This is a genomic window from Trichocoleus sp. Lan, assembly GCF_039961855.1.
In the GTDB taxonomy this organism is placed as follows: Bacteria; Cyanobacteriota; Cyanobacteriia; order Cyanobacteriales; family FACHB-T130; genus FACHB-T130.
Window position 1 is genome coordinate 139578 of the sequence record NZ_JAMPKA010000003.1, and the last position, 14615, is coordinate 154192.

Consider the following 14615-nt stretch of genomic DNA (forward strand, 5'->3'; position numbering starts at 1 on the left):
TTTTTTAGAAAATGGGCTTCTCTAATTTTTTTGTTTGTATCTACTTATTTATCATAGAGTCAGTAGTCTTAGGGAAATTAGTCATGTTAGAGTACAAGCCACCAAAGTATTTTCCCTCTTCCGAGGAGCTACCCGACTCTGACGAAACGCCTGTGGATAATGAACTGCAAGATTTAATCCCTGGTTTGCTAAAAGCAATATTGGCGATGGCTTGGGCAGATCGGATGGATTTGTTTTTTGGCGTAGATATGGGGATTTACTACGATCCTGATAAACCAGCCATTGTACCCGATGGATTTCTTAGCTTAGGAGTCGAGCGGTTTTTTGACGAGGAACTGCGCTTAAGTTATGCAATTTGGGAAGAAGAGCGCGTCCCAACGATGGTGTTGGAGGTTGTCTCCCAAACTTATCGGAAAGAATATAGCCAAAAAAAGCTAGATTATGCGAATTTAGGGGTTTTGTACTACGTAATTTATTCGTCACGCCGTCGCAGAAAGCCGCATTTGGAAGTCCATCGGTTGGTTGATGGCGAATATGTGTTGCAGCCAGGAAACCCGGTTTGGCTCCCAGAAATGGGATTGGCGATTGGTGCAGAACGGGGAATTTATCAAGGAATTACGCGGGAGTGGTTGTACTGGTACGACGAGCAAGGGCAAAGATTGCTGATACCGGAAGAACGCGCTCAGCTTGCCGAACAAAACGCCCAACTTGCCGAACAACGCGCCCAACTTGCTGAACAACGCGCCCAAACTTTAGCAAAACAACTTCGTGCTATGGGGTTAGATCCAGACTCGCTAGGGTAACATTTTGTTACACCTAGACTGGGTTTTGCAAGCTACCGATACGTCTAGACCTTAGTAACGGGTTAATGCGATCGCTCAAGCAGATACATGACTATAAGCTTTGCATAATTAGCTGAAGGCGATCGCTACTTGTCAGCAGTGGGTCGTTTTTTCCTTTTTGATAAATTAACCCTTCCGGTAATACTAAATTTAATTTATTTTTATAACCTCTGAAAATCGCCTAAAAACTGTTTTGAAATTGGCGATTCTCACCCGAATGATTATCAAGAAAGTATCGAAATCTGTAAATGCGACTATCTGGGTAGAAAGGTATTTAGATTTGGGAATGATGATTAATAGTACGTTTTGATATCAATCGATCCCGGTAGCGATCGCATCACGTCCAACTAGCTCCCTATAGCCTCTGCCCTGTTTTTGTCAAGGCTTAGAATCACTACTTTTGTAACTATTTTGCAATTGCTTTCTATTTACCCATTATTCAGCAATCCCTCACAGTCCTTATAATTGAATGACTAAAGGGCAGTTGAGTTTTTTAACCACTCTTATCATGAAATAAGCGTTCATTCAATTAAGAAATCCGTGCTAACTCGTATTAAAGACATTGCTGAAAAACTAGCGCCTCGCCTGATTGAAATCCGACGACATATCCACGCTCACCCAGAACTAAGCGGTCAAGAATACCAAACTGCTGCTTATGTTGCTGGCGTGCTGTCTTCCTGCGGGCTTCATGTCCAAGAAGCGGTGGGTAAAACTGGCGTAGTTGGAGAGTTAAAAGGACAAGGTATCGATGAGCGACTACTGGCAATTCGTACTGATATGGATGCTTTGCCAATCGTAGAACGCACCAGTTTAGATTATGCCTCGCGTCTTCCGGGAATTATGCACGCCTGCGGTCACGATGTCCACACCACAGTCGGTTTAGGGACGGCGATGATACTATCTCAGCTCGGAGATGCCTTGCCAGGAGATGTGCGTTTTCTGTTCCAGCCAGCAGAGGAAATCGCTCAAGGTGCTGGGTGGATGGTTGCAGATAGAGTGATGGAGAATGTCAGCGCGATTATGAGCGTTCACGTTTTCCCTTCTATTGCGGCGGGATCGGTGGGAATTCGTTACGGTGCTTTGACAGCAGCCGCAGACGATCTGGAGATTATTATTAAAGGCGAATCTGGGCATGGGGCGCGTCCTCATGAGGCAGTTGATGCAATTTGGATTGCAGCGCAAGCGATCGCTTCTCTTCAGCAAGCGATTAGCCGCACACAGAACCCGTTGCGCCCGGTCGTCCTAACGATTGGTAAAATCGAGGGCGGACGCGCCCCAAATGTGATTGCCGATCATGTGCGATTATTGGGAACTGTGCGATCGCTGCATCCGGAAACTCATGCCACCTTACCCCAGTGGATTGAGCAAATTGTCTGCAATATCTGTAAAACTTACGGAGCTACCTGCGAAGTCAACTATCGCCGGGGAGTCCCTTCTGTGCAAAATGACTCAGCGCTGACTCAGTTGGTGGAAACAGCTGCCAAAGAAGCGTGGGGAAGCGATCGCGTCCAAATTTTACTGGAACCCTCTCTCGGTGCGGAAGACTTTTCGATGTATCTGGAACACTCTCCTGGTACGATGTTTCGACTAGGTGTGGGATACCCGGACAGAAAAAACTACCCGCTGCACCATCCCCAATTTGAGGTGGATGAATCTGCCATTATTACCGGCGTCGTTACCCTCGCCTATGCTGTCTGTAAATATTGGCAGCATCGCTAAAAACATTTGAATTCCCTCGATTTTCTAACTCCAGAAGGATAAGTCTCTGGAGTAAATCTCAGTATGCTGCAAATAATACAACTTAAAATTCAAAACTACTTATGGCCTCACCAATACCTCTGAAAGGTTTAGAGCTGGTTGATTGTGCTAAAGCAAATGCAAAACAGGGAGTTGAAACTGCGGCTCATTTGTCAGGCTATGGTGAGGATTTAGGCACCTTTAAGCGAGAACTCAAGAAAGCTTGTGAAGATATGGGCGTCACTTTCCATGAGTTGAGTGATTTGATTACCGATCAAGACTCTTTAATGAGTATGGAAGGGGAAATTGTTGCTCCTGATACAGCAACAGAATTGTAGACGCGAAATTTCATCCGCAACGTTTAATTTTACGTATATCAAATTCGTTTGAATCACCATCATTTGAAAGCTCATCCCCAAACCCTCTTTGTCAGCGGCGAGGGAAAAGCGAAGCCGCAGGAATTATGGTTCTATACCCTTTCAGGACGCTACGCCGACAAGAATGCACTGGTTGCTCAAGCGGATTTGATGTCACCTTCTCATGACTTCCCGATTCAACTGAATACCCAGTTACTCGCTGCTTCTACAACTTCAAAATTAGCCGCGCCAAATTAAAGTAAATCAGTACGCCCAATACATCAACTGCCGTTGTAATAAACGGTGCTGACATCAAAGCCGGATCTAACCCGACAGCGCGGAAAATGAACGGAAGACCGGAACCAGCAACTGATGCCAAAACCGAGATAGCCACCAAACTAATCCCTACAGCCAGCGAGACTGACCAATCTCCATTTAGGAGCCAGAAAGCCCATAACGTTGCCACGGTGCCTAACATCACTCCCAGGAGTGCCCCAGCGATCGCTTCTCGCATTACCACCTGTGCTGGCCCCATTTCTCGAAGTTCTTCGGTATTTAAGCCCCGAATCACGACTGTCGAGGATTGAGAACCGACATTCCCGCCAGTGCCAGTTAACAAGGGAATAAACGCCGCCAGCGATACCACTTGCCGAAGAATTTCCTCTTCCGCTTTGATAATCGTGCCGGTGACAGTATTAGTTAGTAGCAAGACGAACAACCAGACGACACGCTTGCGAGCCACCGTGAGTAAATCCGTCTGGAAATAATTGTCGCCCCCCGACTGGAGACCGCCCTGTTTGTAAATATCCTCTGTCGTTTCTTGTTCGATGATGTCAATCACGTCATCAACGGTGACAATGCCCACCAAACGCTTTTCCCGGTCTACCACCGGGACAGCGAGAAAGTCATAGCGCCCGATCAGCCGCGCCACTTCTTCCTGGTCATCGCTGGTATAAACGCATACTACATCACGGGTCATAATGTCCCCAATCTTCTGATCGGGATTGGCGATTACCAAATCGCGTAAGGATAAAATGCCCGACAAGTGACGAGCAGCATCCGTAATATAAAGGTAATAAATAATCTCAGTAGCATGGGCTAAACTGCGAATTCGCTCCAGCGTTTCCGCCACCGTCATGTTTTCTTTCAAAGAGATATACTCTGGTGTCATCAATCGTCCAGCAGTACCAGCCTCGTAACCCAACAACTGAGCTGTCGCTTGGCGTTCGGTGGGGGTGAGCTGTTCGAGCAGACGACGGACAACGGTAGCGGGCAGTTCGTCAAAAAGTCGTGCCCGGTCATCAGGGGACATTTTATCAACAATGTCCAGAACTTCCTGCCGCCGGAATTCCTCAATCAGCGCCTGCTGCACGCTAGAGTCGAGATATTCATAAACTTCAATCGCCTCGTCCTTGGAGAGCAAGCGAAAGGCGATCGCTTGCATCGCCTCTGGCAACCCTTCAATGGCTTCTGCAATGTCCGCCGGTTGCACCGGGACGAGGATTGCTTTTGCCCCCTGAAGGTCTTCCGCCTCAAGCAGCATTTGCAGCTGCATTCGGACGAGCTGCCGGAGTTCGCTGCGCGAGACTGTCTGGAAAGGAGTATTGGTGTCAGTCAAGGTAGACCCTCTTAATCCAGTGTTAAGTTTGTTGCTGCTTTTAGTCTAAAGGGCATTGGTACGGTTGTTTTCGTGGGATTTAAGAGTAAATGCAGCACCAATGAGAGCCAACCGCCCTACTTAATCAATTGTTGATATTTTTCCTGCACCAGTCTAGTCTCCAAGGATCGAGATTGAAGGCTCTGGGAATGGTGTGTGCTAAGCAGCCATAGGGTTTTTTCTACCGCCCGCTCCGAGCCAGAAGCGTGCCTAGCTGAACGCTAATAATTCCAAATATGGCGCTACCTGCCCAGTAAATACCGGCGGCGGCATAACTGCGATCGCGCAGTAGAATAGATGTTTCTAACCCATAAGTGGAGAAAGTTGTGTAAGCTCCTAAAAAGCCGGTCGTTACCATCAATCGCACATCTAGAGGAATATTCGCTACCCGTTCTAAGGCGAGAGTGACAAAAAAACCCATCCCAAAGCAACCTGTAAGGTTGATAAAAAAGGTGCCGTAGGGAAAGCTGGTGCCGAAGCGTTGGGCAAACCAGAGGGTGAGATAGTAGCGACTCAATGCTCCAGCGATCGCTCCTAAACTGATGGCAATGGGATGACGAATCGCGGGGTCTTGGAGCATTTAACTTGAAAATTAGACTCTCGGACTGGGGAATGAAGGGTCTCCAATCCAGCGATTTCTTATAGGAGGTTAGGTTTGTTAACCCGTACCTTTGCTATCGCTTTTTGCCTTAACCCTCTGAAATTATACCGATAGGCTGAAGGAAATATACTACAGAAATGCTATTTCTGATATAGCCCTTTATTTAAGCAGATGCCTTCAACGAGAGCAAGCGGAGTGAATCAGTTTAAAACCGTTGCCTAATTAGGTCTGTTTAGTGCGCCAATCATTACCGTCAGCTACTGGTTCATTGGTGGTTGGACAGGTGCCTTGGTAGGGATTGCTTTAGTAGCTGTGACGAACTTACGAACTCTACCATATCTACAATCGCGACACGTTAACTCAAGCCGTTGCTGTCACAATTGGTCGTGCGATCGCGTTTCTTGCCCCAATAGTTAGCTACCGCTGATGATTTATTGGCTGTACTAGCATTTCTTCAATTTTCCGGTTTGTGAAATTAGTAGCCGAACCTTACTAAAAGCTAATCTTTTTCACTCAAAACTCTACTCATGAGATGTAGCCATGAATACAGAAGTCCCTAATAATACAGAAACCGCCATAACAGTTAGCCCGGAGACAAAGGCTATCGTTGATGAAAATATGGCAGGCGAATCCGAAGATTTGAAGCGTGAAACGATGGCGCTGATTGACGCCATTAAAAAACGGGCGCAGGTAGAAACAAAATCTGCTACCGAATATACTCGCGATGCCTATCTCAATGCAGTGAAACAAGCACGGGAGAAGATTGAACAGGATAAGTTGTTCGATCCAGAGCGAATTTCATACTCGATTAAACTCATTCAAATGGATGCAGAGAAGAACTGGGAGTCCATCGTGAAGGAAGTGTCAACTTTAGGCGATCGCCTTGCCGAAGCTGCTAAAGCGGCTTGGGATGTCCTGACAGCTCCTCGCACCCCTTCTTGATGTTGAAATGAAACAGTAATCACGCGCCGATATAAAACAGGGGCACTCAGCTAGCTGGGTGCCTTTCTAATTTTTTAATTCTAAATTCGGATAGCCTAATCTAGTCAGGCATTACCAGCAAGCTTTAGAATTTCACTGACAATAACAGGGTTTACTTCAGATGCTTAACAAATATTGATTACTTAAATCTTGGCTGCGATTGGATAGGGTACTTTTATGAAAATTGCAACTCACAACAGATTGCTTGTCGCGGTTGCCAGCCTTCTGTTTGGATTAGCGATCGCTCTAATTTCTGGATGTGAAGCCATCTCAAATTTTCGGACTTCTCAAGTTAATTTTGATGCAACTGAGGGACAAGCCCGTAATTCGCAAATAGTCATCCCGCTTAAATTTAGCTGGGCTGATTCATTTTCAGAAGAGCTAGCAGCAGTCAAAATAGACGGCCAATGGGGCTATCTTGATAATAAAGGCAACTTCGCAATCAAACCTCAATTTGATAATGCCGAATCTTTTTTCCAAGGGTTAGCGGCTATCAAACTAAAGAACAAGTGGGGCTATATCAATAAGAGTAGCAACTTAGTCATTAAACCAAAATATGATTTGGCTAAGAATTTTTCTCAAGGGCTGGCAGCGGTAAAGATAGATGGAAAGTGGGGATATATTGATAAGAAAGGCAACTTGGTAATTAACCCAAAATTTGATATTGCTGAATCTTTTTCTATAAGCGATCGTACTGCGTTAGCGCTGGCGGCGGTAGAAATCGGTAAAAAGTGGGGCTATATCGGCAAGAAAGGCAACTTCGTCATTCAGCCCCAGTTTGATGTTGCTGAATCTTTTTCTATAAGCGATCGCACTGAATCAGCCCTAGGACTCGCGCCAGTCAAAAAAGACAACAAATGGGGCTATATCGATAATCGGGGAGACGTTATTGTTCCGTTGGAATTTGAGGAAGCTAAGTTTTTTTCGGAAGGACTAGCAGTGATATCCAGTAATAATAAGTGGGGCTATATTGACAAAATGGGATATCTTGTTATTCCACTCCAATTTGATTGGGCTGGGGACTTTTCTCAAGGGCTGGCGGGCATAACGATAGACACTAAGGTAGGCTATATTGACAAGGCAAGCAATGTTGTCATTCCCCCACAATTTGATAATATTTATAACTTTTCAGAAGACCTAGCAGCGGTAAAGAACGGCGACAAATGGGGCTATATCAATAAGAGTGGCAAATTCGTAATTAAACCCCAATTTGATAGCGCTCAATCTTTTTCGCAAGGGCTAGCAAAAGTTAAGATTGGCAATAAATATGGCTATATCCGCAAACCTCTTCCATAAGTTCTCATTTCTGAAGACATAGAAGAATTGAGAGTCAGTGGTCGCGGAAACTTCAGCAGAATGAAGCGAGAGCCTGGTGAGGATTTCCCCGGCTCTCGTTGCCTTTATCGGAGTGTATTTGCAAGGAAACCTATAACACGCCTTTAGAACTGGGGATCGTACCGCCACGACGGGGATCAACTTCGATTGCCATGCGGAGCGATCGCGCAAACGCTTTGAACGTCGCTTCAATAATGTGGTGCGAATTAATTCCATCTAGTTGGCGAATGTGCAGCGTCATCTGGCTGTGATTGACCAACGCCACAAAAAATTCCCGCACCAGCTGGGTGTCATAAGTCCCGACTCGCTGAGTGGGAATCTCTAAGCCATAACTCAGATGAGGACGTCCGGAAAAATCTAACGCTACCTGAACCAACGCTTCATCGAGAGGGGCGAGGAAATTCCCAAATCGGACAATTCCTTTGCGATCGCCCAGTGCTTGATGCAACGCCATTCCTAGGGTAATTCCCACATCTTCATTGGTATGGTGGTCATCAATTTCCAAGTCTCCCGTCGCGGCTACATCCAAATCAATCAGGCTGTGAGAGGCGATTTGATGCAGCATATGGTCTAAAAACGGAATGCCGGTTTTGGCATTGCAAGTGCCATTCCCGTCTAATTTGACGGTGACGATGACATCCGTTTCGCCCGTCTTGCGGGGAACCCTTGCCATGCGAGGAGACAAAAGCTGTTCAATGCTTGGAGAAGGTGTAAATTGGCGATCGCGTGCCTGCATCGCAGATGCTCACTCAAGAAAATAAAGTTAAGTTTATTATCCTACGTTACTGAGCATCTGGGAGACGCGAAAGCCTTAAAAATGCAAAATTAAAAATTAAAAATTAGCAGAATCTTTGCTTTTTAATTTTTAATTTTTAATGTTTGATTCTTTTTACATCCCCATAATCTCGTATCCCGCATCGACATACAGCACCTGACCTGTAATGCCACTTGCCAAATCGCTACACAAGAAAGCAGCCGCATTTCCCACTTCTTTCTGAGTTACAGTGCGTCGCAGCGGTGCTACTTCCTCAACGTGATGGATCATATCCAGGATGCCACCTACCGCCGACGATGCCAAAGTGCGGATGGGACCTGCCGAAATTGCATTCACGCGAATATTCTGTGGACCTAATTCAGATGCCAGGTAACGGACACTCATTTCCAATCCAGACTTGGCAATTCCCATGACGTTGTAGTTGGGGATCACCTTAACGCCGCCTAGATAAGTCAGCGTGACAATGCTGCCACCTTCTGTCATCAGTGGTTTTGCTGACCCAGCAAGTTGCACCAGAGAATAGGTACTAATTTCTAGAGCTTGGGTGAAGCCAGCGCGGGTAGTGTTGCTAAAATCACCTGATAAATCTTCCTTGTTCGCAAAAGCAAGACAATGGATCAGGATGTCTAGCTTGCCCCACTTATCGCGGATGGCGTCAAATGTAGACTGAATTTGGGTCTCATTCTGGACATCGCAGGGTAAAAATAAGCTGGGGTTGAGGGGTTCTACCAACTCTGCCACTTTTTTTTCAAAGCGGCCTCGGTCGTCTGGCAGGTAAGTCACTCCTAGATTCGCACCCGCTTGGTGCAGTTGCTGAGCAATCCCCCAGGCGATCGATCGATTGTTGGCAATGCCGGTGACAAGGGCGTTTTTTCCGGTTAAATCTAGCATAAATGTCGATTTTGAAGGCAATATTAGAGGATATCCGATTTAGGGGAGTATTCAAGATCGCGATCGCCCGGAGCAAGGCTGTCTAGTACGGGTAAGGAGCGTGCCTCCTTACTCACCATGCATCCCACCCGATAGCGCAGATACTGTCAAGATATCAACATTTTCCGTCATAATCTTACTTGCCTTGAGCAGGGAGAGAACTAAAGAAGGTAGCCGGGGAAACTACTTTAAAATTTTGTATCAAATAGCACAAAAACCGCTTGGAAGTCAGTTTATCTGTGTCTAATGTCAGAAAACTCTCATAGTTGTTTTGCTATGGTTAAAGTTCCTCCGACAGAAAGTTGCAGAAGTCTGTAGGGCAGCATTTAGGAAAAAGGAAGTGGCAGTGACGCAAGATAGACCGCTAGCAGCTGTGTTCCGTCAACTGGGAGGTGGGGCGTTTCCACCCGTGGTGGAAACTTTTGAGCGGGGCAAGACGATCTTTTTCCCAGGAGACCCGGCTGAACGGGTATACTTTTTGCTCAAAGGTGCAGTAAAGCTGTCTCGCGTGTATGAAGCTGGGGAAGAAATTACCGTGGCGCTGCTGCGAGAAAACAGCGTTTTTGGAGTACTGTCCTTAATTACAGGGCATCGTTCGGATCGGTTTTATCACGCTGTAGCATTTACGCCAGTGGAGCTGCTTTCGGCACCGATCGATCAGGTAGAGCAATCGCTCAAGGATAATCCGGAGCTATCGATGTTGATGCTGCGAGGGCTTTCTTCGCGCATTTTGCAAACAGAAATGATGATTGAGACATTAGCTCACCGAGATATGGGATCGCGCTTGGTGAGTTTTCTATTGATTCTGTGCCGTGATTTTGGCGTTCCTACCGCCAATGGAATTACGATCGATCTGAAGCTTTCTCATCAAGCGATCGCAGAAGCAATCGGCTCCACCAGGGTAACTGTCACCCGCTTACTGGGAGATTTGCGGGAGGAAAAAATGATTTCTATCCACAAGAAAAAAATTACGGTACACAACCCAGTTACACTGAGTCAGCAGTTTACTTGAAAACAGCTAGAGGCTCTCGTCAGGTTGTAGGTTAGGTTGTTGGTTAAAACGGCATGGTAGCGCGAGCAGGTTATCCAGTTTTAACATTTAGTCGGGAGTTGAGTTAAAAGGTGTCAGGTTTTAAGCGGATAGTTTTCAACCTTCCAACCTTTAACCTTTCCGATTTCACCTTCGATCTTTAATTCCTGTTAACCCTTTCTCTAGCCTGCGATGCGATAGGCTGTAACTGGAATGACTGTAGCAGACAATGACCGACAGTGCGCTCTTCCTGATTTTGTCTATTTTAGTGTTGGGAAGCGTCATCGCAACGGTAGGCGATCGCATTGGCACGCGCGTGGGAAAAGCACGCCTGTCGTTGTTCAATCTGCGTCCCCGCAAAACAGCTGTTTTGGTAACGATTCTGACAGGGCTAACGATTTCTGCCTCAACACTAACAATCATCTTCGCGACCAGCGAACAATTGCGGATTGGAGTTTTTAGACTCCAAGAAGTGCAGAAAAAACTCAAGACAGCAAGTAAGGATATTGCTAAAGCGAACGAGCAGAAACGGAAAACCGAAAGCGAACTTGCTAAAACCGCCGCCCAAAAAGAGCAAGTAGAGAAGGAACTCGCTCAAGCTCGCACCCAGCAATCTGTCGCTCAGCAGCGCTTAGATGCGATTAATCGATCTTTGGCAGCTGCGCTGGCTAAACAAGGCCAGACGGAGGCGCAACTAAATCAGACTCAAAGCGAACTGACCCGGGTTGCCAGCAGCTTTCAGCAAACCCAAAAACAGCTTACATCTGTCTCAGGGCAAGCCAAGACGCTACGTTCCGAAATCCAACAACTTCAAGCAGAACGCCAAGAACTCCTCCAGCAGCGAAATCAAGTCAGAGCTGAAATTACTGAATTCAAAGCGAAAGTGACTCAGCGCGACCAAAAAATTGCCCAGCAAGACCGAGCAATTAGCCAACGCGATGAGCAAATTCTCAAGCGGGATCAAGCCCTTGTCGAACTTGATGAGAAACTTGCTGCCTTTCGGAAGAGCCTGAGCGATCGCGATGAGCAAATTGCCCAGCGAGACAAAGCCTTATCTCTACTTGACAACAAAATTTCTCAACGAGATGAGGTGATTGCCCAGCGAGAAAATCGCCTTAAAGAACTCGAAAAACAACAAGCTTCCCTAGAGCAGGAAGTGGCAACCTTAGAACAGTATTACCAGTCTTATCAAACTTTGCGTCAGGGTAGTCTGGCACTGCTGCGCGGTCAGGTTCTGGCGGCTGGCGTTTTTCGTATTGTCGAGCCAGCCGCAGCCCGACAGGTCATTGAGCAGCTATTACGGGAAGCGAATCGGACAGCGATTAAAGCGACCCAACCCGGTCTCAACAAGGTGGCGAACGAACGGGTCGTGCAAATTACAGAGGCACAGGTCGAGCAACTGATCAACCAGATTCAGGATGGTCGAAACTATGTAGTCCGAGTTTTTTCGGCTGGTAACTATGTCCAGGGAGAAAAGCAGGTACAAGTCTTTGCAGACGCCGCACCCAATCAAGTTGTATTCCGCACTGGTGAAGTCGTAGCAACGACATCTGCCGATCCTTCAAACATGACCGACCAACAAATTCGGCAGCGGATTGACCTGCTGCTTGGAGCATCCCAGTTCCGAGCCACTCGCGCGGGGATTTTAGGAGATACAGTTCAGGTTGGCGACAATCGAATTGTTAGCTTGATTCGGTTTATCGAGCAGTTGAAAAAGCACAATAAGCCGATTTCTCTGAAAGCGGTCGTGGCAGAGGACGCCTATATTGCCGGACCCATGAAATTAAATTTGGAGGCAGTTGAAGACGGAGAAGTTGTGGTGAGGATGTAATTTATTAGTCATGAGTGATGAGATGATGACTAATGGCAATTAACCATTCGTAAATTAGCAATTAGCCAATTCAGATGATTTTAGGGTTCGATCCAGGGCGCGATAAGTGTGGTTTAGCCGTAGTGGGGAAAGACAATTCTCTGCATTACCACGAGGTTGTACCGGCAGAAGCAGCGATCGCAACGATCCTTGACTTATGTGAAGAGTACCCGATTGATACTTTGGTGATGGGCGATCAAACCACTTCCAAAAGTTGGAAAAAGAAACTTCAGCAATTTCCAACGTCGGTGCCGATTGTCCTGGTAGATGAGCGCTACAGTACATTGGAAGCACGCGATCGCTATTGGCAAATGTACCCTCCCCAAGGTTTAGGACGCCTGATTCCCCAAGGTATGCGGAGTCTCCCCCGACCAATTGATGACATTGTTGCTATCCTCCTGATCGAAAGATACATGAAGCAACGAGAGACTAGGAACTAGGAAACTCTGCCATTCTTGACTTTCTTAATTTAAACCGAACTCAAAACTCAAAACTCAAAACTTTTAAAGTTCCGCCCGGATCGTAAACGCATAGTCTCCTCCAGGCTCTAGCTGGTAATCTTTCTGTTCTAAAAATCGACCCAGAGGTTCCTGAATTAAAGCGCGTCCCAAAGAAGGTGTCACCGACAATTGACCCTGTCGGAAACACCACTGGAACTGCCATTCATATTCCGCCGCCGTGACTTCGCCTGCTAGAAAGCCCCGTTGCCAGGAAAGATGGGTAATTCGGACGTGGGCAGTAGTTTGGGGTAAACGCTTAGAACTCACAATCGCTGTGCCGATCAAATACCTATTAGCAGCAACAATACTAAACTTATTGCGATCGCCTTCGAGATAACATCATTCTCACAGCTGATACTGAGCTGGCACGAACCGTGTAAAAATATCCCTCTGGATATGGAAAGTGCCAGACTAGATCCGTATTGACTAGGATGAAAGAAGAGTAACATCTGAGGACAAAAGGTGCAATTTTGAGTCGTTTATCGTCTGACCGAACCCCAAATGCCAGCCAGTTCCCTTCACAAACCCCGGACGCAGATTTGGATCGGGAACTAGATAACGCCATTTTGAGCTTTGATGACATCCAAGCAGAACTGAATTATAAAAAGGCACAAAATGCTCTACGAGATTTGGTAGATAACCTGGATCTCACTGCACAAGAGCGGACGGGCCTGGAATCTGAGATTAACGATTTGGCAACGATGCTGGAGAAGTTAGATCGCTCAGTCGTCCAAATTGCCGCCTTTGGGATGGTGGGACGAGGTAAATCTTCGGTACTGAACGCCTTATTAGGTCAAAACGTGTTTGAAACGGGACCGCTTCATGGCGTCACCCGCACCCATCAAGGTGCCAACTGGCAACTGTCTCAAGAGAATGAGGCGGGAAGCGTCAGCGATATCCTGCGAGTCACGCTGCCGAGTGCAGGCAATTCCCAAATCGAGCTAATTGACACCCCAGGAATTGACGAAGTAGACGGAGAAACCCGCGAAACCTTAGCCAGACAAGTTGCCAGACAAGCAGACTTGCTGCTGTTTGTCATTTCGGGCGACATGAACAAGGTGGAATACGAGGCGCTATCGCAATTGCGGGAAGTCGGTAAACCGATGTTGCTGGTATTTAACAAAATTGACCAGTATCCGGATGCCGACCGGATGGCGATTTACCGCAAAATACGGGATGAACGGGTGCGGGAATTGCTCTCACCGGATGAAATTGTGATGGTTGCAGCCTCTCCCCTGGTGGCGCAGGCGGTTCGCCGTCCTGACGGAACGAGGGCAGTGCAGCGGCGACCAGGAACGCCGCAAGTTCTGGATTTGAAGCTGAAAATTCTGGAAATTTTACACCGGGAAGGCAAAGCTCTGGTAGCGCTCAATACCATGCTGTATGCCGATGATGTGAACGAACAGATGATTGCTAGGAAGATGCAGATTCGCGATGAAAGTGCGAATCAGATCATCTGGAAAGGGGTGATGACGAAGGCAGTTGCGATCGCCCTCAACCCGGTCACGGTTGTCGATCTCCTCAGCGGTGCCGTCATCGACGTGGCAATGATTCTCACGTTATCTAAACTCTACGGCATTCCCATGACTCAGCCTGGAGCGGTGGGACTGCTACAAAAAATTGCCATCAGTATGGGCGGAATTAGTGCCAGCGAACTTTTGGCAACTTTGGGACTGAGTTCCCTGAAAAGTCTCTTAGGACTCTCCGCACCCGCAACGGGTGGGGTGTCTTTAGGTCCCTATCTATCAGTTGCCGTGACTCAGGCAGGTGTTTCTGGGGTTTCTTCTTACGGGATTGGACAAGTCACTAAAACTTACTTGGCGAACGGCGCTTCCTGGGGTCCCGATGGCCCAAAAGCCGTGGTAAGTCGCATTCTGACTTCACTGGATGAAGCCTCAATTTTGAATCGGATTAAGAATGAGTTGAGTGCAAAGTTAGTGAATTAAAACACGCGATCGCTCTTTTTGAAAACAAGCGATTGCTTGTTTTTTTGCTACTTAA

At 46.9% G+C, this 14615-nt stretch carries 15 protein-coding genes and 1 pseudogene; 11 read left to right on the forward strand and 5 right to left on the reverse strand.

Annotated features, from left to right (window positions below):
• Positions 1 to 83 precede the first annotated feature (83 nt).
• The 4 genes from NDA03_RS03635 (at position 84) to NDA03_RS03650 (ending at position 3193) form a co-directional block, all read left to right on the forward strand.
• A complete protein-coding gene (locus NDA03_RS03635) occupies positions 84 to 803 on the forward strand; it encodes a Uma2 family endonuclease (RefSeq protein ID WP_348237321.1) in 720 nt (239 codons plus the stop codon).
• Positions 804 to 1382: 579 nt separating this feature from the next.
• Positions 1383 to 2561 carry a M20 family metallopeptidase gene (locus NDA03_RS03640; RefSeq protein WP_348237322.1) on the forward strand — a complete coding sequence of 393 codons (1179 nt, stop codon included), beginning with the start codon at positions 1383 to 1385 and terminating at the stop codon, positions 2559 to 2561.
• Between the two features lie 101 nt (positions 2562 to 2662).
• Entirely contained in the window at positions 2663 to 2917 is a 255-nt protein-coding gene (locus NDA03_RS03645) for a hypothetical protein (protein ID WP_190440574.1), read from the forward strand.
• A gap of 48 nt (positions 2918 to 2965) precedes the next feature.
• Positions 2966 to 3193 (forward strand): hypothetical protein, encoded by a 228-nt coding sequence (locus NDA03_RS03650; RefSeq protein WP_348237323.1) that lies wholly within the window; start codon positions 2966 to 2968, stop codon positions 3191 to 3193.
• On the opposite strand, the gene mgtE is transcribed toward NDA03_RS03650, so the two are convergent.
• A complete protein-coding gene (gene mgtE, locus NDA03_RS03655) occupies positions 3162 to 4553 on the reverse strand; it encodes a magnesium transporter (RefSeq protein WP_190430354.1) in 1392 nt (463 codons plus the stop codon). The two genes, NDA03_RS03650 and mgtE, sit on opposite strands and share 32 nt — an antisense overlap.
• A gap of 220 nt (positions 4554 to 4773) precedes the next feature.
• Positions 4774 to 5172 (reverse strand): fluoride efflux transporter CrcB, encoded by a 399-nt coding sequence (gene crcB, locus NDA03_RS03660; protein WP_190686055.1) that lies wholly within the window; start codon positions 5170 to 5172, stop codon positions 4774 to 4776.
• Positions 5173 to 5421: 249 nt separating this feature from the next.
• Between crcB and NDA03_RS03665 the strand changes: the two are divergent.
• The 3 genes and pseudogenes from NDA03_RS03665 to NDA03_RS03675 form a co-directional block, all read left to right on the forward strand.
• A pseudogene (locus NDA03_RS03665) lies at positions 5422 to 5614 on the forward strand (hypothetical protein); the annotation flags it as partial.
• A gap of 119 nt (positions 5615 to 5733) precedes the next feature.
• Complete coding sequence (locus tag NDA03_RS03670) at positions 5734 to 6135, forward strand: hypothetical protein (protein WP_190409991.1); 402 nt, start codon at positions 5734 to 5736, stop codon at positions 6133 to 6135.
• A gap of 216 nt (positions 6136 to 6351) precedes the next feature.
• Complete coding sequence (locus NDA03_RS03675) at positions 6352 to 7470, forward strand: WG repeat-containing protein (RefSeq protein ID WP_348237324.1); 1119 nt, start codon at positions 6352 to 6354, stop codon at positions 7468 to 7470.
• A gap of 130 nt (positions 7471 to 7600) precedes the next feature.
• Here the strand turns inward: NDA03_RS03675 and hisB are convergent, their stop codons facing one another.
• Together hisB and fabI are read right to left on the reverse strand one after the other, a co-directional pair.
• On the reverse strand, positions 7601 to 8245 hold the full coding sequence (gene hisB / locus NDA03_RS03680; protein WP_190532581.1) for an imidazoleglycerol-phosphate dehydratase HisB: 645 nt from the start codon (positions 8243 to 8245) through the stop codon (positions 7601 to 7603).
• Between the two features lie 153 nt (positions 8246 to 8398).
• Positions 8399 to 9175 carry an enoyl-ACP reductase FabI gene (gene fabI / locus NDA03_RS03685; RefSeq protein ID WP_190409994.1) on the reverse strand — a complete coding sequence of 259 codons (777 nt, stop codon included), beginning with the start codon at positions 9173 to 9175 and terminating at the stop codon, positions 8399 to 8401.
• Between the two features lie 379 nt (positions 9176 to 9554).
• Between fabI and ntcA the strand changes: the two genes are divergently transcribed.
• From ntcA to NDA03_RS03700, 3 genes are all read left to right on the forward strand, one after another.
• Positions 9555 to 10226: a global nitrogen regulator NtcA gene (ntcA, locus tag NDA03_RS03690; RefSeq protein WP_190409995.1), complete on the forward strand. Its 672-nt coding sequence runs from the start codon at positions 9555 to 9557 to the stop codon at positions 10224 to 10226.
• A 247-nt stretch (positions 10227 to 10473) separates the two neighbouring features.
• Positions 10474 to 12075 carry a DUF3084 domain-containing protein gene (locus NDA03_RS03695; RefSeq protein WP_190409996.1) on the forward strand — a complete coding sequence of 534 codons (1602 nt, stop codon included), beginning with the start codon at positions 10474 to 10476 and terminating at the stop codon, positions 12073 to 12075.
• Between the two features lie 74 nt (positions 12076 to 12149).
• Complete coding sequence (locus NDA03_RS03700; RefSeq protein ID WP_348237325.1) at positions 12150 to 12554, forward strand: pre-16S rRNA-processing nuclease YqgF; 405 nt, start codon at positions 12150 to 12152, stop codon at positions 12552 to 12554.
• A 63-nt stretch (positions 12555 to 12617) separates the two neighbouring features.
• Here the strand turns inward: NDA03_RS03700 and NDA03_RS03705 are convergent, their stop codons facing one another.
• Entirely contained in the window at positions 12618 to 12881 is a 264-nt protein-coding gene (locus NDA03_RS03705) for a DUF3146 family protein (RefSeq protein WP_190409998.1), read from the reverse strand.
• A gap of 272 nt (positions 12882 to 13153) precedes the next feature.
• Between NDA03_RS03705 and NDA03_RS03710 the strand changes: the two genes are divergently transcribed.
• The gene (locus tag NDA03_RS03710) at positions 13154 to 14560 is read left to right on the forward strand and encodes a GTP-binding protein (protein ID WP_348237396.1); all 1407 of its coding nucleotides are present in this window, start codon (positions 13154 to 13156) and stop codon (positions 14558 to 14560) included.
• Positions 14561 to 14615 lie beyond the last annotated feature (55 nt).